Below are 22947 nucleotides of genomic sequence, written 5' to 3'. Positions count from 1 at the left end.
ACCTGGATCACCCCCCCCCCTCTCTGATCTCGCTAGGTGGTGGAGGCGCGACGGCCACCGGAGCGACGCTCGGCGCCACGGCCGGCGTTCCCGGCGGCGCTGCCCGTGGCGGCCCGGCGGCCGGAACCACGCCCACCGGCACTCGCGGAACCGTTCGCGGCCCCGGCGGTTCCCGTACGGCGGCCGGAACCACGCCCGCCGGTCGGGGGAGTGCCGCCGCCGGTGGCGGCGCCGTTCGCGGTCCGGCGCTCCCCACCGCTGCGGCCCCGCGTGCCGGTGGCGGCTGCGGCGCCGGCGGACTCGCCGGCGTTGCGGCGGCGTCGACTCGATCGCCTGCTGGACCCGGAGCCGGCCTTCCGGTCGGACGCCTTCGGCGCCGTGGGCTGGGGGACCTCGATGGTGACGGCCACACCGGACGGCTCACGGGCACCGGTGATGGTGGCCAGTTCCGTGTCGCTCGACTTGATCCGGGCCGTCTGGGGGCGGATGCCCGCGTCCGACATGAGCCGGGTCATGTCCCGCTTCTGCTCGGGCAGGACCAGCGTGACCACACTGCCGGAGCCACCCGCGCGGGCGGTGCGACCGCCCCGGTGGAGGTAGTCCTTGTGGTCGGTGGGCGGATCGACGTTCACGACCAGGTCGAGATCGTCGACGTGTATGCCACGAGCCGCGACGTTCGTCGCCACCAGTGCGGTGACCTGGCCGTTCTTGAACTGCTCCAGGGTGCGGTTGCGCTGCGGCTGGGAACGGCCCCCGTGGAGCGCCGCCGCGCGGACCCCGACGGCCAGGAGCCGCTTCGTGAGCCGGTCGGCGGACCGCTTGGTGTCGAGGAAGAGGATGACCCGGCCGTCCCGCGCCGCGATGCGCGTGGTGACGGCCTTCTTGTCGGTCTCGTCCTGGAGGTGGAGCACATGGTGCTCCATCGTGGTCACCGCTCCGGCGGACGGGTCCACGGAGTGCACCACGGGGTCGGTCAGGAACCCGCGCACCAGCCGGTCGATGTTGCGGTCCAGGGTGGCGGAGAACAGCATCCGCTGCCCGTCCGACCGGACCTGCCGGATCAGCTTGGTGATCTGCGGCAGGAAGCCCATGTCGGTCATCTGGTCGGCTTCGTCCAGCACGGTGATGCGGACCTCGTCGAGCACGCAGTCACCGCGCTCCACGAGGTCGTTCAGTCGCCCGGGAGTGGCCACGACCACTTCGGCGCCCCGTCGCAGGACGGCGGCCTGCTTGGTGATGGACAGCCCACCGACCACGGTGGTCAGCCGGAGGTTCACCGCCGTGGCGTACGGGGTCAGCGCCTCCGTCACCTGCTGGGCGAGCTCACGGGTGGGCACCAGCACCAGGGCGAGGGGGGTCCTGGGCTCCGCGCGCAGGCCCGTCGTGCGGGCCAGGACGGCCAGACCGAACGCGAGGGTCTTGCCGGATCCCGTGCGTCCCCTTCCGAGGAGGTCACGGCCGGCCAGCGAGTTGGGCAGGGTGGCGCCCTGGATGGGGAAGGGGGCGATCACACCCTGTGCGGTGAGGGTCTTCAGCAGCCCTGCGGGCATGTCCAAGGCAGCGAAGTCGTCAACGGCGGGAAGTGAGGGGGTCGTGCTTTCCGGCAGCCGGAATTCCCTGGGCGACGATGCGGAGGGCGACGGTGATGTGGCGCGCCGAGTCGACTTCTGGGGCCTGCGGGACATGCGGATATTTGCCTTCCTTAAAACAGCGCAAACCGGGGTCCGCACCATGACGGTGCGGACCCCGGTCAGTGGATACGCGTCCGGCTATCAGGCGGGGACGATGTTCTCCGCCTGCGGACCCTTCTGGCCCTGCGTGACGTCGAAGGAGACCCGCTGGCCCTCCTGCAGCTCACGGAAGCCCTGGGTCGCAATGTTCGAGTAGTGGGCGAAGACGTCGGGGCCGCCGCCGTCCTGCTCAATGAAGCCGAAGCCCTTTTCGGCGTTGAACCACTTCACAGTTCCCTGTGCCATAATATTTCTCCTTTTCGGGCAGAGGCCCCATCCGGAGAATGCCGGGAAAACAAATAATGCGCCTGAGGAGAAGCAATCCCGTCAGGCGCACATAGGTTCATGGGTACCACAACTGCAACTTCTTGCAGCTTAGCACAGCTCGCCCCTCGATGTGGATCACCGGGGGGCGTGGCGGCGGGTCGGCCCGCAGGACCGGGCTCGACGCTGTGGATCTACAGGGGTGGGTGCGACCGGGGCCTCCTCGCCCCCGGTGCCTCAGGTGCGTGAACGGCGGCGCTCCGCGGGGTGGGCAGCGCGTCGGCCGTCACAGTGGACCGGCTGCCGGTCGCCCTCGTCGGTCGTCGCGGCCCGGGAGTGTCGCCGCTCCCCTGTCTACAGGGGGCCGGGCGCCTTCTGGGGGCTCGTCACGGAGCGGCCGTGGGGCTGCCGTTGGAGTGCCGCCCGTGGGCGTCCGAGGGCGCGGCAGTATCCCAATTCGCCATGAGCATTTCAAGCGTGGTCAACCGGTCACCGAGCCGGTAGGTTGTCGCTCGCACAGCGGACACGGAGGTCCGCATAGCGGCGATCCCGCTCCTGAACCTCCCCGGCCGGGGTGTTCTGGCGCTCCGTCACGAGGGACGGGCGCCTTCGTAGGAGACGGTCCTCGACGCCGTCCACCCCTCCTGTGCCGTGCCCCACCACCGCCGCTCGTCGCGGCGAAGCTGTTCCACCTTCCGCGCCCCGCCCCGTTCCCCGGTGCTCTCCACCCCCGTACGGCCGGCGCGCGTTCCCCCACTCACCGGCCGTCGCCCTGCGTGCGGCCGGACAGACGAAAGGTGTCAGCCCCTCATGCGCACAACTCCCCTCGGCGGCCTGGCCGCCGGTGCCCTCGGTCTCGCCCTTCCGCTCGCCCTGGTCCCGACCGCGGTGTCCGCCGCGCCGACGCCGGCTCCGCTGGTCAAGGTCGCCCAGGCCCCGGCGGCCAGCGAGATCAAGGGCCAGTACATCGTCACCGTCAAGGCGGGCAACGACCCGGCCGCCGTCGCCGAGGCACGATCGGTCACTCCCGACTACGTGTACGACGCGGTGATCAACGGCTTCGCCGCTTCCCTGACGTCGACCGAGCTCACGGAGCTCCGCGCCGACCCGCGGATCCGGTCCATCGAAGAGGACCAGAAGGCCGCACCCTCCGCCACCCAGAACAACCCGCCGTGGGGCCTGGACCGAATAGACCAGCGCACCGGACGCAGCAACACGTACACCTACAACGGCACCGGTTCCGGGGTCACGGCCTACATCATCGACTCCGGCATCGACACCAGCCACCCGGACTTCGGCGGCCGGGCCCGCAACGTCTTCGACGCCTTCGGCGGCAACGGCCAGGACTGCAACGGTCACGGCACCCATGTCGCCGGCACCGTCGGCGGTTCGACCTACGGCGTGGCCAAGGGGGTGCAGCTGCGCGGCGTGAAGGTGCTGAACTGTCAGGGCTCGGGCTCCTTCTCCGGCATCATCGCCGGCTTCGACTGGGTCCGGCAGAACGCCGCGAAGCCCGCGGTCGCCAACGCCTCGCTCGGCGGGGGCTACTCGGCCGCCCTGAACAACGCCGCCACCGCCCTGGCCAACGCCGGGGTCCACACCACGGTGGCCGCGGGCAACAGCAACCAGGACGCCTGCAACTTCTCCCCGGCGAGCGCGGCGGGCGCCCTCTCGATCGCGGCCTCGGACTCCGCTGACGCCAAGGCCGGCTTCAGCAACTACGGCCAGTGCACCGACCTGTACGGTCCCGGCGTGAACGTCACGTCCACCCGGATGGGCGGCGGCACCACCAGCATGAGCGGCACGTCGATGGCCGCGCCCCACGTCGCCGGTGTGGCGGCGCTCTACAAGGGCACCAACGGTGACGCCTCCAGCACCACCGTGAACAACTGGCTGATCAACAACAGCACGCCCAACGTGATCCGCGGCAACGTCAGCGGCACTCCGAACCGGCTGCTGTTCAAGTCCACTCTCTGATCGTCCCCGTCCGGGGCCCGTCCTTGCGGGGGCGGGCCCCGGACACGTAGGTGCGGGGCCGGCGTGCGCCCCCGTGATCCCGTGCCACGTCCCCAAGGCCGGTGGCGGACCGTAGGGTTGGTCCGTGAGGACCGAGCGAAGGGGGAACAAGGGGTGGGGGAGCACACGGTGCCGGGCGTACAGTCCTGCGACGCCCAGAGGCCGACAGGAGCGCCGGGGGCGCGGAGCGGAACGGACCCGTACGGCATGACGACGACAGGTGCGTGGTGATGGGCGCGTTGCTCGCAGAGGTGCTGCCGTCCCGGGTGGTCGTCGCCGAGAGGTTCACCGATCCGTCGGACGTGTACCTCTTCCCCGAGGAGGAGGCCGTGATCGCCCGGGCCGTGGACAAGCGGCGCCGGGAGTTCAGCACCGGCCGGTACTGCGCCCGGCAGGCGCTCGCCGGGCTCGGGGTCGACGCCGCGCCGCTGCTCCCGGGGAAGCGGGGGGCGCCCGGGTGGCCACCGGGAGTGGTCGGCTCGCTGACGCACTGCGAGGGCTACCGGGCCGCTGCCGTCGCCCGCGACCACGAGCTGGTCTCGCTCGGCATCGACGCGGAACCCCACGGTCCGCTGCCCGAAGGGGTCCTCGGCAGTGTCGCCCTGCCCGCCGAGGAGGAGAGGCTGGCCGGCCTGGTGCGCGAGCGGCCCGACGTCCACTGGGACCGGCTGCTGTTCAGCGCGAAGGAGTCCGTGTACAAGACCTGGTTCCCGCTGACCGGAGAGTGGCTGGGATTCGAGGAGGCCGAACTCTCGTTCGTCCCGGACGAGGCCGGTGAGCCGTCCGATTCCGTCGGGGGGACCTTCCGGGCGCGACTGCTGAAGACCGGGCGCGACCCCCGGGGTCGGGCCCTCACGGGGTTCGACGGACGCTGGGTGGTGACCCGGGGCCTGGTAGTGACGGCCATCGCCCACGCACCAGAGTCCTGAGCCCCGCGTCGCGTTCGGGTGTGGCCGGTGTGAGGGAGCCCCCTGACACCGGCCCACCCGTCGGGGCCGGTGCGCTCAGCGCAGCACCGCCTTGACCAGTTCGGCCAACAATGCGGCGCGCACCGGCAGGTGTTCCACCAGCACGTGCTCGTCCTGCGCGTGCGCACCGCCCCCGACGGCGCCGAGACCGTCCAGCGTCGGACATCCCACGCCCGCGGTGAAGTTGCCGTCGGAGGCGCCCCCCACCGCGGCACCGGTCAGCGGCGGCAACCCGAGGCGAGCGGCGGCCTCCTGCGCCAGGGCGAACAGCCCCGCCGACGCCTCCGGTTCGAGGGGCGGCCGGTTGGGGCCGCCCCGTACGTCCAGCCGCGCGCCCGGGGTGCGCACGGGCAGGGCCCGCAACAAGTCGTCCACCCGGTGCTGGGCGTCGAGCGTCGGCACCCGCACGTCGACCGTGAAGTCGGCCCGGGCGGGCACGGTGTTGGCGGTGCTGCCCGCAGAGACGAGGGTTGGGGTCAGCGTTGTCGTCCAGGAGGCCCCGGAGCCCGGAGATCCGCCGTTCAGCGTGGCGCCGAGCGCGTGGACGGCGAGGACCTGGTGCGCCGCTTCGACGCCCGCGTTCACGCCCTTCTCGGGTTCGAGTCCGGAGTGCGCGGCCTCGCCGTGCACCTCGAACGCATAGCGGGAGGTGCCCTTGCGCGCGGTCTTGAGCGCCCCGCCGTCAGCCGAAGCCTCCAGCACGAGGGTCGCCGCGCACTCCCGGGCCGCGTCCTCGACCAGTGCCCGGGAGGTCGACGAACCGACCTCCTCGTCACCGGTGACCAGGATCCGGACGCCGCCGAGCGTCGGCAGACCGGCCAGCGCGTGGAACATCTGGACCAGTCCGGCCTTCATGTCGAAGACCCCGGGTCCCCGGGCCACGCCGTCGGCCACCCGCCACGGCCGGGTGTTCAACGACCCCGTCGGCCAGACCGTGTCGTGGTGCCCCACCAGGAGGACCCGGGGCGTCCCGAACGTCCAGGACAGATGGGTGACTCCGCCCAAGACGATCGTCTTCGGACCCTCTCCCAGCCGGTCCGTGCCCTGTCGTGCGACGGCGGCGGCACTGCGTGCCACCGCCGCGTGGTCCGCTGAGAAGGACTCGCACCGCACCAACTCCTCCAGGTCCGTGAGCATCGCCGTGAGATCCATGGGCGCTCCGTCCTCCCTCGCCGGTGCGGGAGCCCGGCGTCGTCGTCCAGCATGGTCGGGACGTGCGGGGGAGGTGGCCGCACCGCATCCACGGCACCCGAACGCATGGCGCTCGCCCACCGCCTGGACAACGCAGACCGGTCGGCCGCCGTGCGGCAGCCGACCGACCGATGGGGTTCAGACGTGCTGGGGCACCTCGTCCTTCAGCATGCCCCTGAGCTGGTCCCGGAACTCTCCGGTGTTCTCATGACCATGGACGGACGCCGCGTGTTCGGCGGCGGCCCGGACCACTTCGTCCTCCTCGCCCGAGATGGTGAGGGTGCAGTTCGACTCGCTGGGGTAGTCCCGGCAGTCGGCGACCTTGCGCATGACGTGCCTCCGTGGACTTCACATGTGGGGGGCCTACCCCTTCAGCCTCCCTCGGTTCCCGTCGAGAGCCAAGCGCGGTCGCGTCCCGGAGTCGGACGGCGGCCCTCGGTGAGCACCGTCGGCTCCAGGTGCGCCCGCAACCCCTGCCAGCAACCCCGCACCGAGTCCGAGCAACGGAAAAATCGATGCTCAGGCCTCAATGGCTTCATCATCTTCCGCTCACCGGCACCAGGCTGCCAGCATCAGCGCACTGTCACGGCTGAGGGAGAGAAATGGCCATTTTGACTCAACACAGACCCCTGCGTTCCCTCGCGGCACTGGCCGCGGTGACCGCACTGGCCGTCACCTCCTGCGGACGGTCCGACCAGGGCGGCGACACGGCGGTGAAGGGTTCCGGAAGCGAGGGGAAGACCGCGAAGGAACTGCTTCCCGCATCGTTCGAGAAGAGCGGGGTGCTCCGGGTCGCCACCGCCGTGGGCTACCCCCCGATGGAGATGTACAAGCCGGGCACCACCGAGTTGACGGGCGTCGACCCCGACCTCGCGAAGGCCGTCGCCGACGAACTGGGACTGGAGCTCAAGCTCACCAACGCCGCGTTCGACGGGCTGATCCCCGGGCTGAAGTCGGGGCGCTTCGACCTGGTCATGTCGTCCATGACCGACAGCCCGCAGCGCCGGCAGGCCGTCGACTTCGTGGACTACTTCCGCACCGGCGGCGTGATCATGACGAAGAAGGGCAATCCGGAGGGCATCAAGACCCTGGACGACCTCTGCGGCAAGACCGTCGTCCTCGCCAAGGGCAGCTCCAACCTGGAGATCGGCGAGAAGCAGAACGCCGAGTGCGAGAAGAAGATGCGGATCTCGCAGAGCGAGGACGCCCCGACCGGACTCCTCCAACTGGAGAGCGGCCGGGCGGTCGCCACCATCGTCGACTACCCGGTGGCCCAGATGTTCGCCGAGAAGAACAAGGCGTACGAGGTCGTGCCCACCCAGTACGGCGCCGCGCCCTGGGGCATCGCCGTCAGCAAGGACCAGAACGGGCTGCGCGACGCGGTGCACAAGGCGCTCCAGGACCTCATCGACAACGGCGCGTACAAGAAGGTCCTCGACAAGTACGGGGTCGCGGGCAGTGCCGTGCCCAAGGCCACCATCAACGACGGTCAGTGAGCCCGAGGGTGGAAAAGGACATGACCCGCCTCAGCAAGGACGATGCGACGGCGGAGGCGGCCGACACCCCCGACCCGGTGGACGACCCCGCACCGCGACCGGGCACCGCGCCCCCGGACGACGAGTTCACCTTCAAGGTCACCCGCCGCCCCCGGCCGGGCCGCTGGCTCGCGGTGCTCTTCGCCGCCGCCTGCACCGTGTGGCTCACGTACACCGTCGTGGTCAACCCCAACCTGCACTGGGACGTCATCGCGGAGTACCAGTTCGACGGGGTGATCCTCGAAGGGCTGTGGGTGACCGTCCAGCTCACCCTGATCTCGATGACCGCCGGCATCGCCATCGGCGTCCTGATCGCCGTGATGCAACTGTCCGAGAGCCCCGTCCTACGGCTCACCGCCAGCGCCTACACCTGGTTCTTCCGGGGCACCCCGCTGCTCGTCCAACTGATCTTCTGGTTCAACCTCGCCCTGCTGTTCCCCGTGATCAGCATCGGCATCCCCTTCGACGGCCCCAAGCTCGTCGAGTGGCAGACCAACGCCGTCATCACCGGATTCGTCGCGGCGCTGCTCGGCCTCTCCATCAACGAGGGCGCCTACCTCGCCGAGATCGTCCGCGCCGGCATCCAGAGCGTGGACCCGGGCCAGCGCGAGGCGGGAGCCTCGCTCGGCCTTTCCAACCGGCAGATCCTCACCCGGGTCGTCCTGCCGCAGGCCATGCGGGTCATCATCCCGCCCTTCGGCAACCAGTTCATCTCCATGCTCAAGACCACCTCACTGGTCTCCGTCATCGCGGGCGCCGACCTCATGACCGTCTCCCAACACCTCTACCTCGCCAACTTCGAGGTGATCGCCCTGCTGATGGTCGCCTCCCTGTGGTACCTCGCGCTCACCACCGTCGCCAGCGTCGCCCAGCACTTCATCGAGCGCCGCTACAGCCCCGGTGCCGCCCCCCTGCGCCGTCGGGTGCTCACCAACCTCGTCCCCGGACGCACCGGCAAGGGAGCCGTGTCGTGAACGACCTCGTCCTCAGGGCCCAACGGGTCCGCAAGCGGTTCGGCGCCATCGAGGTGCTGCGCGGCATCGACCTGGAGGTCCGCTCCGGCGAAGTGCTCTGCCTGATCGGCCCGTCCGGCTCCGGCAAGTCCACCCTGCTGCGCTGCTTCAACCACCTGGAGTCCATCGACGCGGGACGCGTGTGGCTCGACGGCGAACTCGTCGGCTACGAACCGCACGGCACCTCGGGCCGGGTCCTGCGGGAGCGACGGGCCAAGGAGGTCCGGGCCCAGCGCGAACGCATCGGCATGGTGTTCCAACGCTTCCACCTCTTCCCGCACCGCACCGCCGTGCAGAACGTCATGGAAGGCCCCCTCGCCGTCAAGCGCCGCCCCCGCGCCGAGGCCGAACAGCAGGCCCGACGACTCCTCGACCGCGTCGGACTCGCCGACCGCGCCGACCACTACCCCGGTCAACTCTCCGGCGGCCAGCAACAGCGCGTCGCGATCGCCCGCGCCCTCGCCATGGAACCCACCCTGATGCTCTTCGACGAACCCACCTCCGCGCTCGACCCCGAACTCGTCGGAGAGGTCCTGGGCGTCATGAAGGACCTGGCCGCGAGCGGCATGACGATGGTCGTCGTCACCCACGAGATGGGCTTCGCCCGCGAGGTCGCCGACCGGGTCGTCTTCATGGACGACGGCCTCGTCGTGGAGTCAGGCCCCCCCGAGGACCTGTTCGGCGCCCCGCGGCACGACCGCACCCGGGCCTTCCTCTCCACGGTGCTGTGATGGCGCGCCCCCTCGAACTGCTGCTGCGCGGCGGCACCCTCGTCGACGGCACCGGTGCCCCCGCCCGCACCGTCGACGTCGGCGTGGCCGACGGGCGGATCACCCTGCTGCCCACGGGCCGGCCCGCCACCGCCGACACGGTCCTCGACGTCGAAGGACAGGTCGTCGCCCCCGGGTTCATCGACGTGCACACCCACTCCGACGCACTCGCCGTACCCCAGGACACCGAAGACCCCTCGGTCGCGGCACTGCGGCTCGCCCCGCTGCTCCAGGGAGTCACCACGGAGATCGCGGGCAACTGCGGCTCCAGCCTCTTCCCCGCCCTGCCCGAACGGCTCCCCCCACTCGCCGAGCACCTGCGGGTGACCTTCGGTCTCGGGCCCGTCGCACCCTGCCCCGACTTCACCGCCTTCGCCGCCGGGCAGGCCCCCGCGCTGCGCGCCACCCACCTCGCCTCCCTGGTCGGACACGGAACGCTCCGCGCCGGCGTCATGGGATTCGACGCCCGCACCCCCACCGCCGACGAGTTGGCCGCCATGTGCGACCTCCTCGACCGCGCCCTCGGTCAGGGCGCCGCCGGCCTCTCCACCGGGCTGATCTATCCACCCGGCACCTACGCCGACACCGAGGAGATCGTCGCCCTCGCCCGGGTCGCCGCACGGCACGGCAAGCCGTACGTGACGCACCTGCGCGACGAGATGTCCCAGATCGACCGGGCCCTGGAGGAAGCGCTGGAGATCGCCGTGCGCTCCGGGGCGCCGCTCCAGGTCTCCCACCACAAGACCGCAGGACGGCACGCCTGGGGCGCCACCCTGCGTACCCTGCCCAGACTGGAACGGGCCCGCGCGGAAGGAGTGGACGTGCTCTGCGACGTGTACCCCTACACCGCGGGCAGCACCGTCCTGCACGCCATGCTCCCGCCCTGGGCCAACGCGGGCGGCATCGGCGCCCTGCTGGCCCGGCTCCACGAGGAGTCCGTGCGCGAACTGATCCGGCGGGACATCGCCGAGGGCGTGGACGGATGGGAGAACACCGTCGGCAACGGCGGCTGGGACCTGATCGCCGTCGCCGCCGCCCCCACCCACCCCCACATCCAGGGCCGTCGCATCGCCGAGCTCGCCGCGGAACGCGGCTGCGACCCCGTCGACTACGTCTGTGACCTGCTGCTCGCCGAGCAGGGCGAGGTGACCATCATCAGCCACTCGATGCGCGAGGACGACGTGCGCCGGGTCATCGCCAGCCCGCTGTCGATGATCGGATCGGACGGCGTCCCCAAACCGGGCCGTCCGCACCCCCGCTGGGCGGGCAGCTTCGCCCGGGTCCTCGGCCACTACGGGCGCGACGAGCGCCTCCTGACCCTGGAGACGGCCGTCCACAAGATGACCGGGCTGCCCGCCGCCCGCTTCGGACTCACCGGACGCGGCACCGTCCACCCGGGGGCCCACGCCGATCTGGTCGTGTTCGATCCCGCCACCGTGTCCGACCGGGCCACCTTCGACCGCCCGTTGGCCGCTCCGGAGGGCATCACCGCGGTGGTGGTCGCCGGGCGGCTCGCCGTGCGCGACGGCGCCCCGACCGGGGTGTGCGCCGGACGCGTCCTGGAGGTCCGATGAGCCTCGCCCGCGTCGCCGCGGCGGCCGGCCGCTCCGCCGCGCTGCCGCTCGTCCTCTCCGTCAGCGCGATCGACCTGGATGGCACTGAGGCCACTGACGGCACGGACGGCGCCGGCACCGATCGCATCGGCTTCCACGACGAGGTGGTCCTGCCCGTCGCGTCCACCGCGAAGCTGCTGCTCCTCGCCGAGATCGCCCGCCGGCTCGACGCCGGGGAACTGCGCGGCGACCGGACCGTCGACGTGCTCCCCGAGGACCGTGCGGGCGGCACCGGACTGCTGGGCCGCCTCGGGCGCACCGGGTGGACCGTCGAGGACCTGTGCTGGCTCACCGCGTCCGTCAGCGACAACACGGCGACCAACGCCCTGCTGCGCCTCGTCGGACGGGACGCCACGGCCCGGCTCGCCGAGCGGTTGACGCTCCGGGACCTCACCCTGCACGACTCGGTACGGGACGTACGGGGACCCGGGGTGCCCCTGGTCTTCGCCACCGGTACCGCCCGGGACCTGGCCCGCCTGGTGGCGCACGCCGCGCGCGGCACGATGGTCTCCGCCGGGGCGTCCGCGCGGTTGTTGCAGTGGATGCGGGCCAACACCGACCACGGCCTGGTGCCGGCGCTCGTCGCCCACGACCCGTACGCGCCGGGCTTCCCCGCGCCCGCGCCGGGCGCGCTGCTCATCGCCAACAAGACCGGTACGGACACCGGGGTGCGGGCCGACGTCGGCCTGCTCATCGGCACCCGACGGCTCGCCTACGCGGTCGTCGCGCACTGGGACACCGCGCTCGGCGCCAGCACCGAACGCGCGGCCGTGCACGCCCTGCGGGACGTGGGACGGACCCTCGCCGACTGCGCGATGCTCCCCGGGCCCGGCTGAGCCGCACGGGGCGCCCGCCGCGCGCGGCGCGGTGGTCGGGTGGGGTCCCGGTGCGCACGGGCCGTGCCGGGGTGACGCACCGACCCGATCAGCCGGCCGTCGGGCCGCAGCATCCGCCGCACCTCGGCCGGGGGTCGGCCCCGGCCCTCCGGGGGCGCAGCACCAGCGAGGCGGTCACGTCGTCGAACGCCCCGTCGCCGACCGGCGTCGACCAGGTGGCGGGCCGCGTCGGCACCGAGCCGCCGCCAGCATCCCGCCGCCGGCACCGCGCTCGCGAGGGCGGCGGCCGGGGGACCGGAGCCGCGGGCCGGCGTCCAGGCGCCGTGGTCACCCGACCCGCCGGACGGCCCCCGTGGGTCCGCCCCGCCCCGGCCGTTCAGGGGCGGGTGAGACCGAACTGGCTGCCGAGCAGGGTGCCCACCTCGCGCGCCGCCGTGCGCAGCTCCCCCAGGAAGTGGTCGAGCAACGGGTTCACATGGGTGGACCGGGTCGCGACCCCGATCCTGCGGTGCAACTGCGGATGGTCCAGCCGGCACACGTGGACGCCCGCCGTGTCACCGATCCCCAGCGCCGGCACCAAGGCGATCCCCATGCCGGCGCGGGCGAGGTTCACGGTCACCTGGTAGTGGTCGCTGCGGCACCGCACCCGCGGCAGGAAGCCCTCGGCCGCACAGGCGCGCTCCAGTACGGGTTCGCCCGTGTTGCCGCCCCGCGTGCCGATCCAGGTCTCGCCCTCCAGGGCCGCGAGCCGCACCGTGGACTGCCGGCCCAACCGGTGCCGCAGGGGCACGACGATCAACTGCGGCTCGTCGAAGAACATCTCCACGTCCACCGAAGCGTCACGGCACCAGGGGTCGAGGGGGTGCTCGAAGACGACGGCCGCGTCCAGCCGCCCGGCCTCCAGACCGGGCACCAACTCGTGCGGCTGCCCGAGGATCAGTTCCAGCTCGACGTGCGGTCGACGCGCCGAGAACCCGGACAGTGCACGGGGGAGCAGCTCCAGTCCGGACGAGGCGAAGAACCCGAGCCGCAGCACCCCCGCTTCGCCCACCGAGTGCTCCCGCAGATCGTCCTGCGCGAGGGCCATCAGATCGGCGATGGCCTGCGCGTGTTCCGCGAGCCGCTGTCCCGCCGCCGTCATCCGCAGGCTCTGCGGGGCCCGCTCGACCAGGGCGACGCCCACCTCCTGCTCCAGCCGCGCCAACTGGTGGGAGACCGCCGACGGGCTGAGGTGCAGTGCCTGGGCGGCGGCCACGATGGTGCCCCGCCGGGCGATCTCCAGCAGGACGAGCAGACGCGCACTGTTCAGCATCGCGTCAGACTAGGCGGTGCCCGTGCCCGCCACCGCGACCAGGGCGGTTGCGTCCGTGCGTGCCGCCCCGCCCCCGGCCCCGGGTTCCGTGACGTCGAGCCGCAGCAGGTCCTCCTCCGTCTCCCGCCGCACCACGAGCCGGGCGTCACCACCCCGCACGAACACCACCGCCGGGCGCGGCAGCTTGTTGTAGTTGGAGGCCATGGCGTACCCGTACGCCCCGGTCACCGGGGTCGCCAGGACGTCCGACACGGCGAGGTCGGCGGGGAGCGCCGCCCGGTCGATGATCACGTCGCCGCTCTCGCAGTGCTTGCCCACCAGCCGGGCCCGCAGCGGACGCGGAGCCCCGGGGCAGCGCGGCAGGAACGCCTCGTACCGGCTCGCGTACAGGGCGGGACGCAGGTTGTCGCTCATCCCGCCGTCCACGCTGACGTACGTGCGCACCCCCTCGATGTGCTTGACGGTGCCGACCCGGTACAGCGTCAGTCCGGCCCGTGCGGTGATCGACCGGCCCGGCTCCACCGTCACCTCGCCGGACCAGCCCGCGCCGTGCACCGCCGCCCGCACGGCGTCCGCCCAGGCGGCGAAGGTCGGCACCCGCTGCCCGCCCTCGTACGCGACGCCGAGCCCACCGCCGACGGTCAGCCCGGTGGCGCCCACCCCGGCGGCGAAACGGGCCACGGCAGCGGCCCCCGCCGCCAACTCGGAGGGGTCGAGCACCTGCGAGCCCACGTGCGCGTGCACGCCGTCGAACCGCATCGCCGGGCTGCGCCGGACCCGTCGGACCGCTTCGGCGGCGGTCCCGTCGGCGAGGCCGAAGCCGAACTTCGAGTCCAGGCCCCCCGTCCGGATGGCCTCGTGCGCACCTGCGGCGACCCCGGGCGCCACCCGCAGCAGCACCGGGACCGGCGGCAGGCCCTCGTCCCGGTGCAGGGCCTCGATCCGGTGCACCTCGTCGAAACTGTCGACCACCAGGTGACGCACCCCGGCCCGGACGGCGGTCCGCAACTCGGAGGTGTCCTTGTTGTTGCCGTGCACCACGATCCGGTCCGCCGGGACGCCGGCCCGTAGCGCCACCCGCAGTTCACCGCCGGAGGCCACGTCGAGCAGCAGGCCCTCCTCGTGGGCGAGCCGGGCCATGGCCGTGCACAGGAACGCCTTGGACGCGTAGGCCACCCGGTCCGTGCCGAACGCGGCGAGTGCTTCCCGACAGCGGTGCCGCAGGTGCTCCTCGTCGTACACGAACAGCGGGGTCCCGAAGCGCCCGGCCAGTTCCAGCAGTGGCACTCCGCCGACGGCCAGCCCTCCGGGGCCGGACGTCGAAGTGAGGGGCAGCAGATCGGGGTCGACGGCTGAGGTCACGGTTCCTCCCACGGCAGGCTGGCTCCCGGCCATCCTGGGGCCCGCGGGGGGAACCGTGAAAGCGGATTCTTCGGGGGCTGAGCACCGACATTTCCGATGCTCGCCCCGAGCCGCCGAGCCGCCGAGCCGCCGAGCCGCCGAGCCGCCGGGCCCGTTCAGCCCAACAGGGTCGCCGCGTGGTCCGGCACGTACGACTGGAGGTCCTTCGGCGGGCGTTCGTAACCGGAGGCGGGCGGACGCGACGGAATGGTGACGTCCGGCGGCGGAACCTCCCGGTAGGGGACCGTGGACAGGAGATGGGCGATCATGTTGAGCCGGGCCCGACGCTTGTCGTCGCTCTCGACGATGTGCCAGGGCGCCTCCGGGATGTCCGTGTGCACCTGCATCTCGTCCTTCGCCCGCGAGTACGCCTCCCACCGCGTGATGGACTCCAGGTCCATCGGCGACAGCTTCCAACGCCGCAACGGGTCCTCCAGCCGCTTACGGAAACGGCGTTCCTGCTCCGCGTCGCTCACCGAGAACCAGTACTTGCGCAGCAGGATGCCGTCCTCGACCAGCATCCGCTCGAAGATCGGGCACTGGTGCAGGAACCGCTGGTGCTCCGCCTTGGTGCAGAAGCCCATCACGTGCTCCACACCGGCGCGGTTGTACCAGCTCCGGTCGAACAGCCGCACCTCACCGGCGGCCGGCAGGTGCGCCGTGTACCGCTGGAAGTACCACTGCCCGCGCTCCCGTTCGGTGGGCTGGGGCAGGGCCACGATCTGCGCCACCCGCGGGTTCAGGTACTCCGTCACCCGCTTGATCGTGCCGCCCTTGCCCGCGGCGTCACGGCCCTCGAAGACGATGACCAGCCGCACCCCCTCGGCCCGCACCCACTCCTGGAGCTTCACCAACTCGGTCTGGAGCCGGTACAGCTCACGCTCGTACGGTTCCCGCGGCATCTTCCGCCCGCCCGGCCCCGCGCCCTTCGCCGCCATCCGTACGCCCTTCTCGCAGTGGAACGTCGCCCCCGGACCACCCGGGTCCACCCGGGCCGGGGGCCGACCAGCACCGTAACCGACCGCTCGGCCCGCCGACGTCCGGCACGACCGCCGCCGCCCGGGCCGCGCGCACCCGGTGGCGGACGACGCCCGTGACCGGCCGTCCAACGGGAGCCCGGGGAACCGGCATTGCGGTCCGGACGGGAGGCGTTAGGGTCAGGCTCGCGAGTGCAGCGCGCGAACCGGCTGTCCGCACCCCGTCCTGGAGCCCACGTCCACGGAGACCAACGGTGAGTCAACCCCCCGTCCCGCTCCGCGCGGCCCGCGCCCTGCTGGACCCGGTGATCCGACGTCAGCAAGGACTCGACCCCCGGCCACCCGCCCCGACGAGACCCGGCGCCGGACCGGGACCCTCCCTCCCGGAGGGCGCCGCACCATGAACATCAACCGGGGGATGAAACGACTCGCCGCGAGCCTCGCGGACGCGGTGACGGACCGGGACCTGGGCGATCCCACCAGCGCCGACGCACTGTGCCGGGCCCTGTGCGAAGAGATGGCACAGCGCCGCGGGCGGCCCATCGTGCTGCGCTTCGAGAGGTTCCCCGACGAGGCGGGGGTCACCGGGCTCATGCTGAGCTTCGACACCTACGACATGATCCTCGTCGAACAACGCCACGACCCCGTCCAGCAGGTGGTGGTCGTCGGGCACGAACTGTGGCACCTGACGCAGGGCCACGGCCGGCCCGCCGAAGGAGACCCCGCCGTCCCCGCCGGAGCCCTCGCCGGCGATGCGGGCGCCCGACCCGGACCGGCCGGGCGGTGGGCGGACGTCCTGCGCTCGTTCGCGGCCCGCAGCCACTGCCACGACGACCACGAACGGGACGCCGAATCGTTCGGGCTCCTGCTCGGCAGCCGACTGCGCACGCTCATCGAGGACCCCCACCACCGGCGCGCGGCCCACCGCGACGGCATCAGCAACCGCATCCAGGCCTCCCTCGGAGTCAGGTGACCGCGTGCCGCCATCCGACACCCACCTCAGCTACCTCATCGCGGGGGCCGTCCTCAGCGCGGCCCTGGTCTACAAGACCCCGGCCATCGTCCGGTTCTGGCGCGACAAACTGCTGCGCGCCGTCGGCGGTCTGCTCGTCCTCGCCTGCGGGGTCTTCTTCTTCGCGAACCCCCGCACCATCGTCTGGCTCAACGACGTCACCGGAGTCCCGAACGTCTCCGCGCCGTGGGTGTACACCCTGCTGACGGCGTTCTGCGCCTCGTGCCTCGTGCTGCTCATCGTGTGGAAGGACGACGACCGGGCCGTCACCCGCCGCTCGGTGCGCTGCGTCACGGTCGCCTACGCCACCGTGATCGTGGGCCTGTGGATCCTCTTCGCCCTGGCCGACGTGCCCGACGAGCGCGTGCAGGACCTCGACACGCACTACGCCACCACGCCCTTCATCCGCGAGCTCGTGATCCTCTACCTGCTGGCCCACACGGTGGCGGTGCTCATCACCTCGTACCTGATCTGGTCCTGGCAGGGACGCCTGTGCGGGTGGCTGCGCAGCGGCGTCGTCTGCCTCGGCATCGGCTACGTGGCGAACCTGGGCTTCGACACCCTCAAGTGGACCGCCGTGGCGGCCCGGTGGACGGGCGGGAACCTGGACCACCTCAGCACCACGATCGCCCCGCCGGTGGCCTGCGTCAGCGCCGTCTTCATCGGCGCGGGCTTCATCCTCCCGCACGCCGGACAGGCGGCCCAGGGCTGGTGCCACGCCCGGACCAGCCACTGGCGGCTGCGCCCGCTGTACCGACTCCTGAAGGCCCACGCCGAGGTGAAGCCGTCCCTGACGGTGGGCCGTTCACGCAGTGCCGCGCTCGCGCTGACCGCGCGCGAGACGTACATCGGCGACGAGGTGATCCACCTCGGGCCCCACATCGACTACGCGTTGTGGCGGCTGGCGCACCACGAGGCACTGCACGGCGGCGCGGCACCCGAGGACGCCACCGGCATCGCCGGCGCCGTGACCCTCCTCGCCGCGATCGAGCGCCGTGCCGCCCGTCGTGACGGCGGCGACGGCCGGGGCCACGCCCCCGGCGCCCCGCTCGGCGGCCAGGCCCAACAGATCGCCCGGGCCCTGCGCTCTCCCGACCTCGTCGCAGCGGTTCGCGCACGCGTGAACGCCCGAACAGAAAGCGTGGCCCCATGAGTGATCGCTCCCCCAGATCCGGTAGATCCCGCAGATCAGGTAGCTCCGGTAGATCCGCCGTCGTCCTCGGCGGCGGCCTCGCCGGAGTGCTGACCGCACAGGCGTTGTCCGGCCTCGCCGACGTGACCGTCGTGGAACGCGACGAGCTTCCGACCGGCCCGGCCGCCCGCAAGGGCCTGCCCCAGGCGCGTCACGTCCACCTGCTGTGGTCCGGGGGAGCCGAGGCCGTCGAAGAGTTGTTGCCCGGCACCATCAACCGACTGATGGCCCGCGGCGCACACCGGCTGGCCCTGCCCGACGACATGATCGGCTTCTCGCCCCAGGGATGGCTGCGCCGCTGGGCGGGCGAGCACTACATGCTGCTGTCCTCCAGGGACCTCCTCGACGCGACGCTGCGCGCGGAGGTCCTCGCCTCCGAACGGGTGACGCTCCGTCAGCACACCGAGGTCCTCGGCCTCACCGGGGACGGGTCGGCGGTGGCCGGGGTCCGGGTCCGCGACCGCGAGGGCGTGCAGAGCACGCTCCGCGCCGACCTGGTCGTCGACACCACCGGCCGGTCCTCCCGGGCCGCCGGCTGGCTGCGCTCCCTCGGACTGCCCCCGGTCCCCGAGCGGACCGTTTCGTCGGGGCTCGTCTACGCGAGCCGGCTGTACCGGGCGCCCGAAGCGGCCCACGGCGGGTTCCCCGCGGTCAACATCCAGGCCGACCCCCGCGGCCCGGGTCCGGGGCGCGCCGGAACCCTGGTGCTGATCGAGGACGGCCGCTGGCACGTCACGCTGTCCGGCACCACGGGCGGCGCACCGTCCGGCCGCAACGACGCGTTCGAGCCGTTCGCCCGGGGGCTGCGGCACCCGGTGCTGGCCGATCTCATCGCCGACGCGGAACCCCTCGACGACGTGGTCCTCACCCGGGCCACCGCCAACCGCCGCCACTACTACGAACGCGCCCGCCACTGGCCCGACGGGTTCGCCGTCCTCGGGGACGCCGTCGCCGCGTACAACCCGATCTACGGACACGGCATGTCGGTGGCCGCGCAGAGCGCCCGCGCGCTGCGCGCCGTCCTGCGGCGGCGCGGCTGGGGCACGCCCGGGCTCGCCCGCCACATCCAACGGGCCATCGCCGGCCCGGTCGCGGTGGCCTGGGACCTGGCCACCGGTCAGGACGTCTTCTACCCCGGCGCCACCCCGAACGGTCCCACCTTGCGGGAACGGGCCACCGCGGCTTACGTGGACCGCCTCATGCACACCGCAACCGGCAACGGGCGGATCGCCAGGGAACTCACCCGGGTGACCTCGATGGAGGACGGCCCGCTGCTCCTCCTGAAACCGTCCGTCCTCCTCGCGGCCGTCCGCGGTCCCCTCCGACCCCCGCTCGGCGGGCCGCCGTTGACCCCTGCGGAGCGCGGCGCGGTCGGGTGAGGACCGGCTCGGGTCCCGTGCGGGTCCGCGGCGTGCGCACGGCGGTCGCGTTGTCAGACCCCTCTGCCAGAGTGACCGCATGGACACGAGCGCACCGCACCGGCCCGCACCCCAGGACTCCCCGCCCGACCGGGTGGAGGAGGCGATCCCGGTCCTCCGGGTGCGGGAGGCGGCCCGGGCCGTCCGCTGGTACGCCCGGCTGGGGTTCACCGAGCAGTGGGAGCACCGCTTCGAACCCGGCCTGCCCGCCTTCGTGGAGGTGGCCCGGGGCGCGGTCCGCCTGTTCCTCTCCGAGCACGTCGGGGACGCGCGCCCCGGCACCCTGGTGTACCTCCGGGTGGCGGACGTGGACGCGGTGGCGGCCGAGTTCGGCGTCACCGCCCAGGACGTGCCGTGGGCCAGGGAGATCGAGTTGAGTGACCCCGACGGCAACCGACTGCGGGTCGGCACGCCGTTGGAGTGAGCCGGTGCCCGCCGTCGCGGGCACCGGCAGCCGTCAGTGGTCGCCGGAGGCGGCGACGTCCAGCTTCCGGTCGAAGGTCTTCCCGCCGTCCCGGGACTCGTAGACGCCGTCCTGGGAGGCGACGACGAGACGTTGCCCGTCGAGCGCGGTCAGTGCCTGGGGAGCGCCCCCGGGCACCGTGCCCCGCTCGCTCCAGCCGGCCCCGCCGTCGCGGCTCACCGAGAGCGCGCCCGTCGGATCGACCGCGAACAGCGCGTCCTGCGTCGCCCAGGACACGAAGGCGGGGGTGGGCCCGGTGACGCTGGCGAAGGTCCTGCCCCCGTCGGTGCTGCGCAGGAGGCCCTGCTCCGCGGTGGCGAGCACGGTGTCCGGGTCCCGGGGACTGACGGCGATGTCGAGCGCCGTCAGCGAGGCCCGGTCGTCCCAGGTCACGCCGTCGGCGCTGACCCGCAGCAGGCCGTTGGTGCTGTCGTACCCGTAGACGGTCTCGTGGGCGTACTCCAGGGCGTGGAAGTCGACCTTGCCGCTGAGGGACTTGTCCTTCCAGGTGCGGCCGGTGTCGGTGCTTTCGATCAGCCCCAGGTTGCTGGGCGCGTCCCGGCCCGGCGCGGGGTGGCCGCTGGCGAGGAAGGCGCCGAACTTCCCGAGGGCGAAGCCCATGAAGTCGTCCTTGCGGTCGCCGACCAACTCGGGGTGTCCTTCGGCGTCCGGGGTGTAGATCCCGTCGTGCGTGGCGACGTAGAGCTTGCCGTCCTCGGGGCCGACCGCCACCCCGTGGATGTGGCTGATCGTCGCCCCGGCGTCGCCGTCCGCCTCGTCGTCGCTGCCCGGTGAGCAGGCCCCGAGGACCAGGGCGAGGGCGAAGGCCGAGACGGAAGCGGCTACGGGCAGTGCGGTGCGGTGCTTCATGGTGATGTCCTGATCGGGTGTCGGGCGCGGGGGCGCCGCGCGGGCGTCGGCCCACGGCCGCCGGGTGGTGCCCGCGCGGTCGGGGGTCGCCGTGGGTGGGGGAGTGGCGGGGGTGCGGGCGGGGGTTCAGGCGCCCGCCGGGTCACGGGCCGGGGCCGGGGCAGGACGAGCCGGTGCCCGTCCTGCCCCGCCCCGGACCGTGCGGTGCTCCTGCGATCAGAGTCGGTCGAGGATCTTGTTGAGCTGATCGACCTCGGTCGACTGGGCCTTCACCACGTCGTCGGCGAGTTCCTTGGCCGTCGCATTGCGGCCGTTCTTCTGCTCGTCCTCGGCCATCTCGATGGCCCCGTTGTGGTGGTCGATCATCAGCTGCGCGAACTTCCTGTCGAACGCGGTGCCCTTGGCGTCCTTGAGTGCGGCCATGTCCTCGTCGGTCATCATTCCGGACATCTCTCCGGAGCCACCGGAGTGGCCGCCGTGGTCCGCACCGTCACCCGCCGACTCGGGCTTGCCCCATGCCTTGAGCCAGGACCTCATCTTCTGGATCTCGGGGTCCTGGGCCCGGGAGATTTCCTCGGTGAGCGCCTTGACCTCGGGGTCCTCGGCGCGGCCGTCCGCGAGGGCGGACATCTCCAGTGCCTGCTCGTGGTGGGGGATCATCATCTGCGCGAACATCACGTCCGCGTCGTTGAAGGCACCCGGTGCCGGGTTCGCACCGGACGGCACGGGGGACGCGCTGGCGCTCGGCGCGCCGGAGCCGCCGCTGCCGTGGTCCATGCCGTCCATGGAGTCGTCGCCACCGCAGGCGGCGAGCACCAGGCTCGCGGCGGCGACGGCGCCGATCAGGACGAACCGACGGACGGGGGTACGGCGCGGGGCATGCTGGAAGGCGGTCATGTCACAACCTCTTGATGCTGTCTGGTCCAAGGGGAATCGGGCCGGAGCGCGGGAGCGGGCACGGGCTGCCGAAGGGCAGCGCGTGGCACCCGCAGGGGCGTTCGGCCTAGATCCGCAGGACGGACAGTTGCAGCAGGTCGGGACTGCGCGGCGGCGGCAGGGGCAGCAGGGAACGCAGGGCGCCCGTGCGCAAGCGGACGAGCCATTCCGTGCGGCGGCGCAACGCGGCGGCCACCAGGGCGGCGAGCACCCAGGCCGCGAGGACGGCCACGCACAGGGAAGCCAGGTCCATCGCCATGCCGGAGCCGTGCGAGGAGGGCGCGCCGTCGTGTTCCGTGTCGGCCGGTAGGGCAGCGGCCCGCTCGGGCCCGTGCGGGCCGAACGAGGCGGGGGCCGCCGGGGTCACTGATCCGTGCCCGGTCGCGCTCGCCGTGGTGGAGCCGGACCCGTGAGCGGCGGTCCCACCCGAGGACGAGCCGTCCGGGTGACCCACGGTGTGCATCAGGAAGACCCCGAGCGCGAGCGCGGCCACGAGCAGCAAGTGCCCCCAGGCACCCGCCGTCCGCAGACTCCGGCTTGCTCGCACGAGGTTCGTCCCCTCCGATCGTCGACCGTCGGACACCCCGCCGCCGGGGTGTCGCCCCGACCATACCCAAGGGGGGCATCCAGCACCGAACGCGGGCCGCCCGGACGGTCGCTGCTCCCTGTCTGGCGCTCGGCGCCCGGCGCCCGGTGAGTGGACGCGGTCGCAGCGCCGGCGCGGGGTTCCGGCCCGTGGTCAGGGCATTACCTCCGGCGTAATCGACCCGCCACCGGGGCCGCGGGCATGGTTGAGCCATCGGCCCCCGGGGCGGCGCACTCCGCCTCGGGAGCCGGGCCGATCAGCTCGTTCGAACCCCTTGGAGGGTGATCCACATGTCCACCACGCTTCCGCTCGCCGCGCTGGCCCGCACCACCGAGCCGGTGACCATGTTGCGGCGCTTCCTCGCCCTCGACGCCGTCGTCACCGGTGTCAACGGCATCGCCTACCTCGCGGCCTCCGGTCCGCTGGGCCGGCTGCTCGGCGTCGACCGGGGCCTGCTCCTCGCGATCGGTGGGTTCCTCACCCTCTACGGGATCGGGGTGGCCGTACTGGGAGCACAGCGCGCGCCGTGGACGGTGGGGGTCCGCGCGGTCATCGAGGGCAATGCGGTCTGGGCCGTTCTCAGTGTGATCGCCGTCCTGTTCTGGCTGTCGCCGACCATGGCCGGGGCGGTCTGGGTCCCGCTCCAGGCCCTGACGGTCGGTGGCTTCGCCCTCCTCCAGCACATGGCCCTGCGGGCGGTGAAGGACGCCGGGCAGCGGGCGTGAGGCGGGGTCGCACCGCCGGTGAGGCCCGGTGTGCGGGCGCGGTCGGGGGGGTGGCCCCGGGGGGGGCCGTGAGGCCCGCGGGACCGCCCCCGCCCCCGGGGGCAGGCGCGGGGTCGCGT

22 protein-coding genes are annotated in these 22947 nt (G+C 72.7%); 12 read left to right on the top strand and 10 right to left on the bottom strand.

Annotated features, from left to right (window positions below):
- Positions 1–32: 32 nt before the first annotated feature.
- Both ACFV88_RS35630 and ACFV88_RS35625 read right to left on the bottom strand, forming a co-directional pair.
- Complete coding sequence (locus tag ACFV88_RS35630) at positions 33–1685, bottom strand: DEAD/DEAH box helicase (protein ID WP_385496370.1); 1653 nt, start codon at positions 1683–1685, stop codon at positions 33–35.
- 87 nt (positions 1686–1772) lie between these two features.
- On the bottom strand, positions 1773–1976 hold the full coding sequence (locus ACFV88_RS35625; RefSeq protein ID WP_030069301.1) for a cold-shock protein: 204 nt from the start codon (positions 1974–1976) through the stop codon (positions 1773–1775).
- Positions 1977–2804: 828 nt separating this feature from the next.
- Between ACFV88_RS35625 and ACFV88_RS35620 the strand changes: the two genes are divergently transcribed.
- Both ACFV88_RS35620 and ACFV88_RS35615 read left to right on the top strand, forming a co-directional pair.
- A complete protein-coding gene (locus ACFV88_RS35620) occupies positions 2805–3971 on the top strand; it encodes a S8 family peptidase (RefSeq protein WP_385496369.1) in 1167 nt (388 codons plus the stop codon).
- 278 nt (positions 3972–4249) lie between these two features.
- Entirely contained in the window at positions 4250–4939 is a 690-nt protein-coding gene (locus tag ACFV88_RS35615; RefSeq protein ID WP_385496371.1) for a 4'-phosphopantetheinyl transferase, read from the top strand.
- 75 nt (positions 4940–5014) lie between these two features.
- On the opposite strand, the gene ACFV88_RS35610 is transcribed toward ACFV88_RS35615, so the two are convergent.
- Positions 5015–6130, bottom strand: a complete 1116-nt coding sequence (locus ACFV88_RS35610) for a M20 family metallopeptidase (protein ID WP_385496368.1) — start codon at positions 6128–6130, stop codon at positions 5015–5017.
- A gap of 177 nt (positions 6131–6307) precedes the next feature.
- Positions 6308–6499: a DUF1059 domain-containing protein gene (locus ACFV88_RS35605; protein ID WP_385496367.1), complete on the bottom strand. Its 192-nt coding sequence runs from the start codon at positions 6497–6499 to the stop codon at positions 6308–6310.
- Between the two features lie 272 nt (positions 6500–6771).
- On the opposite strand from ACFV88_RS35605, the gene ACFV88_RS35600 reads away from it, so the two are divergent.
- From ACFV88_RS35600 to ACFV88_RS35580, 5 genes are read left to right on the top strand one after another with little or no spacing between them, the layout of a single operon-like run.
- Positions 6772–7665: an ABC transporter substrate-binding protein gene (locus ACFV88_RS35600; protein WP_385496366.1), complete on the top strand. Its 894-nt coding sequence runs from the start codon at positions 6772–6774 to the stop codon at positions 7663–7665.
- A gap of 20 nt (positions 7666–7685) precedes the next feature.
- Entirely contained in the window at positions 7686–8678 is a 993-nt protein-coding gene (locus tag ACFV88_RS35595) for an amino acid ABC transporter permease (RefSeq protein ID WP_385496364.1), read from the top strand.
- Positions 8675–9448 carry an amino acid ABC transporter ATP-binding protein gene (locus ACFV88_RS35590; protein WP_385496363.1) on the top strand — a complete coding sequence of 258 codons (774 nt, stop codon included), beginning with the start codon at positions 8675–8677 and terminating at the stop codon, positions 9446–9448. The genes ACFV88_RS35595 and ACFV88_RS35590 overlap by 4 nt, the downstream gene beginning before the upstream one ends.
- Positions 9448–11061 carry an amidohydrolase family protein gene (locus tag ACFV88_RS35585; protein WP_385496361.1) on the top strand — a complete coding sequence of 538 codons (1614 nt, stop codon included), beginning with the start codon at positions 9448–9450 and terminating at the stop codon, positions 11059–11061. Before ACFV88_RS35590 ends, ACFV88_RS35585 begins: the two co-directional genes overlap by 1 nt.
- Complete coding sequence (locus tag ACFV88_RS35580) at positions 11058–11936, top strand: serine hydrolase (RefSeq protein ID WP_385496360.1); 879 nt, start codon at positions 11058–11060, stop codon at positions 11934–11936. The genes ACFV88_RS35585 and ACFV88_RS35580 overlap by 4 nt, the downstream gene beginning before the upstream one ends.
- 376 nt (positions 11937–12312) lie before the next feature.
- Here the strand turns inward: ACFV88_RS35580 and ACFV88_RS35575 are convergent, their stop codons facing one another.
- From ACFV88_RS35575 to ppk2, 3 genes are all read right to left on the bottom strand, one after another.
- Positions 12313–13248 (bottom strand): LysR family transcriptional regulator, encoded by a 936-nt coding sequence (locus ACFV88_RS35575; protein ID WP_385496359.1) that lies wholly within the window; start codon positions 13246–13248, stop codon positions 12313–12315.
- 9 nt (positions 13249–13257) lie between these two features.
- Positions 13258–14610, bottom strand: coding sequence for a diaminopimelate decarboxylase (gene lysA / locus ACFV88_RS35570; RefSeq protein ID WP_385496357.1), 1353 nt, complete (start codon positions 14608–14610; stop codon positions 13258–13260).
- A gap of 155 nt (positions 14611–14765) precedes the next feature.
- Positions 14766–15587, bottom strand: a complete 822-nt coding sequence (ppk2, locus tag ACFV88_RS35565) for a polyphosphate kinase 2 (protein ID WP_385496356.1) — start codon at positions 15585–15587, stop codon at positions 14766–14768.
- Between the two features lie 439 nt (positions 15588–16026).
- Here ppk2 and ACFV88_RS35560 point away from each other — a divergent pair, with 439 nt between their 5' ends.
- The 4 genes from ACFV88_RS35560 to ACFV88_RS35545 all read left to right on the top strand — a co-directional run bounded on the left by ACFV88_RS35560 (position 16027) and on the right by ACFV88_RS35545 (position 19672).
- The gene (locus tag ACFV88_RS35560) at positions 16027–16599 is read left to right on the top strand and encodes a toxin-antitoxin system, toxin component family protein (protein ID WP_385496355.1); all 573 of its coding nucleotides are present in this window, start codon (positions 16027–16029) and stop codon (positions 16597–16599) included.
- Between the two features lie 4 nt (positions 16600–16603).
- Positions 16604–17791, top strand: a complete 1188-nt coding sequence (locus ACFV88_RS35555; RefSeq protein WP_385496354.1) for a hypothetical protein — start codon at positions 16604–16606, stop codon at positions 17789–17791.
- Complete coding sequence (locus tag ACFV88_RS35550; RefSeq protein ID WP_385496353.1) at positions 17788–19209, top strand: FAD-dependent monooxygenase; 1422 nt, start codon at positions 17788–17790, stop codon at positions 19207–19209. Before ACFV88_RS35555 ends, ACFV88_RS35550 begins: the two co-directional genes overlap by 4 nt.
- Positions 19210–19288: 79 nt before the next feature.
- Positions 19289–19672, top strand: coding sequence for a glyoxalase superfamily protein (locus tag ACFV88_RS35545; protein WP_385496352.1), 384 nt, complete (start codon positions 19289–19291; stop codon positions 19670–19672).
- Positions 19673–19705: 33 nt separating this feature from the next.
- Here the strand turns inward: ACFV88_RS35545 and ACFV88_RS35540 are convergent, their stop codons facing one another.
- The 3 genes from ACFV88_RS35540 to ACFV88_RS35530 all read right to left on the bottom strand — a co-directional run bounded on the left by ACFV88_RS35540 (position 19706) and on the right by ACFV88_RS35530 (position 22064).
- On the bottom strand, positions 19706–20581 hold the full coding sequence (locus tag ACFV88_RS35540; RefSeq protein ID WP_385496350.1) for a F510_1955 family glycosylhydrolase: 876 nt from the start codon (positions 20579–20581) through the stop codon (positions 19706–19708).
- A gap of 216 nt (positions 20582–20797) precedes the next feature.
- On the bottom strand, positions 20798–21478 hold the full coding sequence (locus tag ACFV88_RS35535) for a DUF305 domain-containing protein (protein ID WP_385496348.1): 681 nt from the start codon (positions 21476–21478) through the stop codon (positions 20798–20800).
- Positions 21479–21584: 106 nt separating this feature from the next.
- Complete coding sequence (locus ACFV88_RS35530; protein ID WP_385496347.1) at positions 21585–22064, bottom strand: hypothetical protein; 480 nt, start codon at positions 22062–22064, stop codon at positions 21585–21587.
- Positions 22065–22393: 329 nt separating this feature from the next.
- Between ACFV88_RS35530 and ACFV88_RS35525 the strand changes: the two genes are divergently transcribed.
- Positions 22394–22828: a hypothetical protein gene (locus ACFV88_RS35525; RefSeq protein ID WP_385496346.1), complete on the top strand. Its 435-nt coding sequence runs from the start codon at positions 22394–22396 to the stop codon at positions 22826–22828.
- Positions 22829–22947: the final 119 nt, after the last annotated feature.

The sequence above is a fragment of the Streptomyces sp. NPDC059816 genome, assembly GCF_042732055.1.
In the GTDB taxonomy this organism is placed as follows: Bacteria; Actinomycetota; Actinomycetes; order Streptomycetales; family Streptomycetaceae; genus Streptomyces.
Note: the sequence above shows the minus strand (reverse complement) of the source record. Positions and strands in the feature narration are given on the sequence as shown.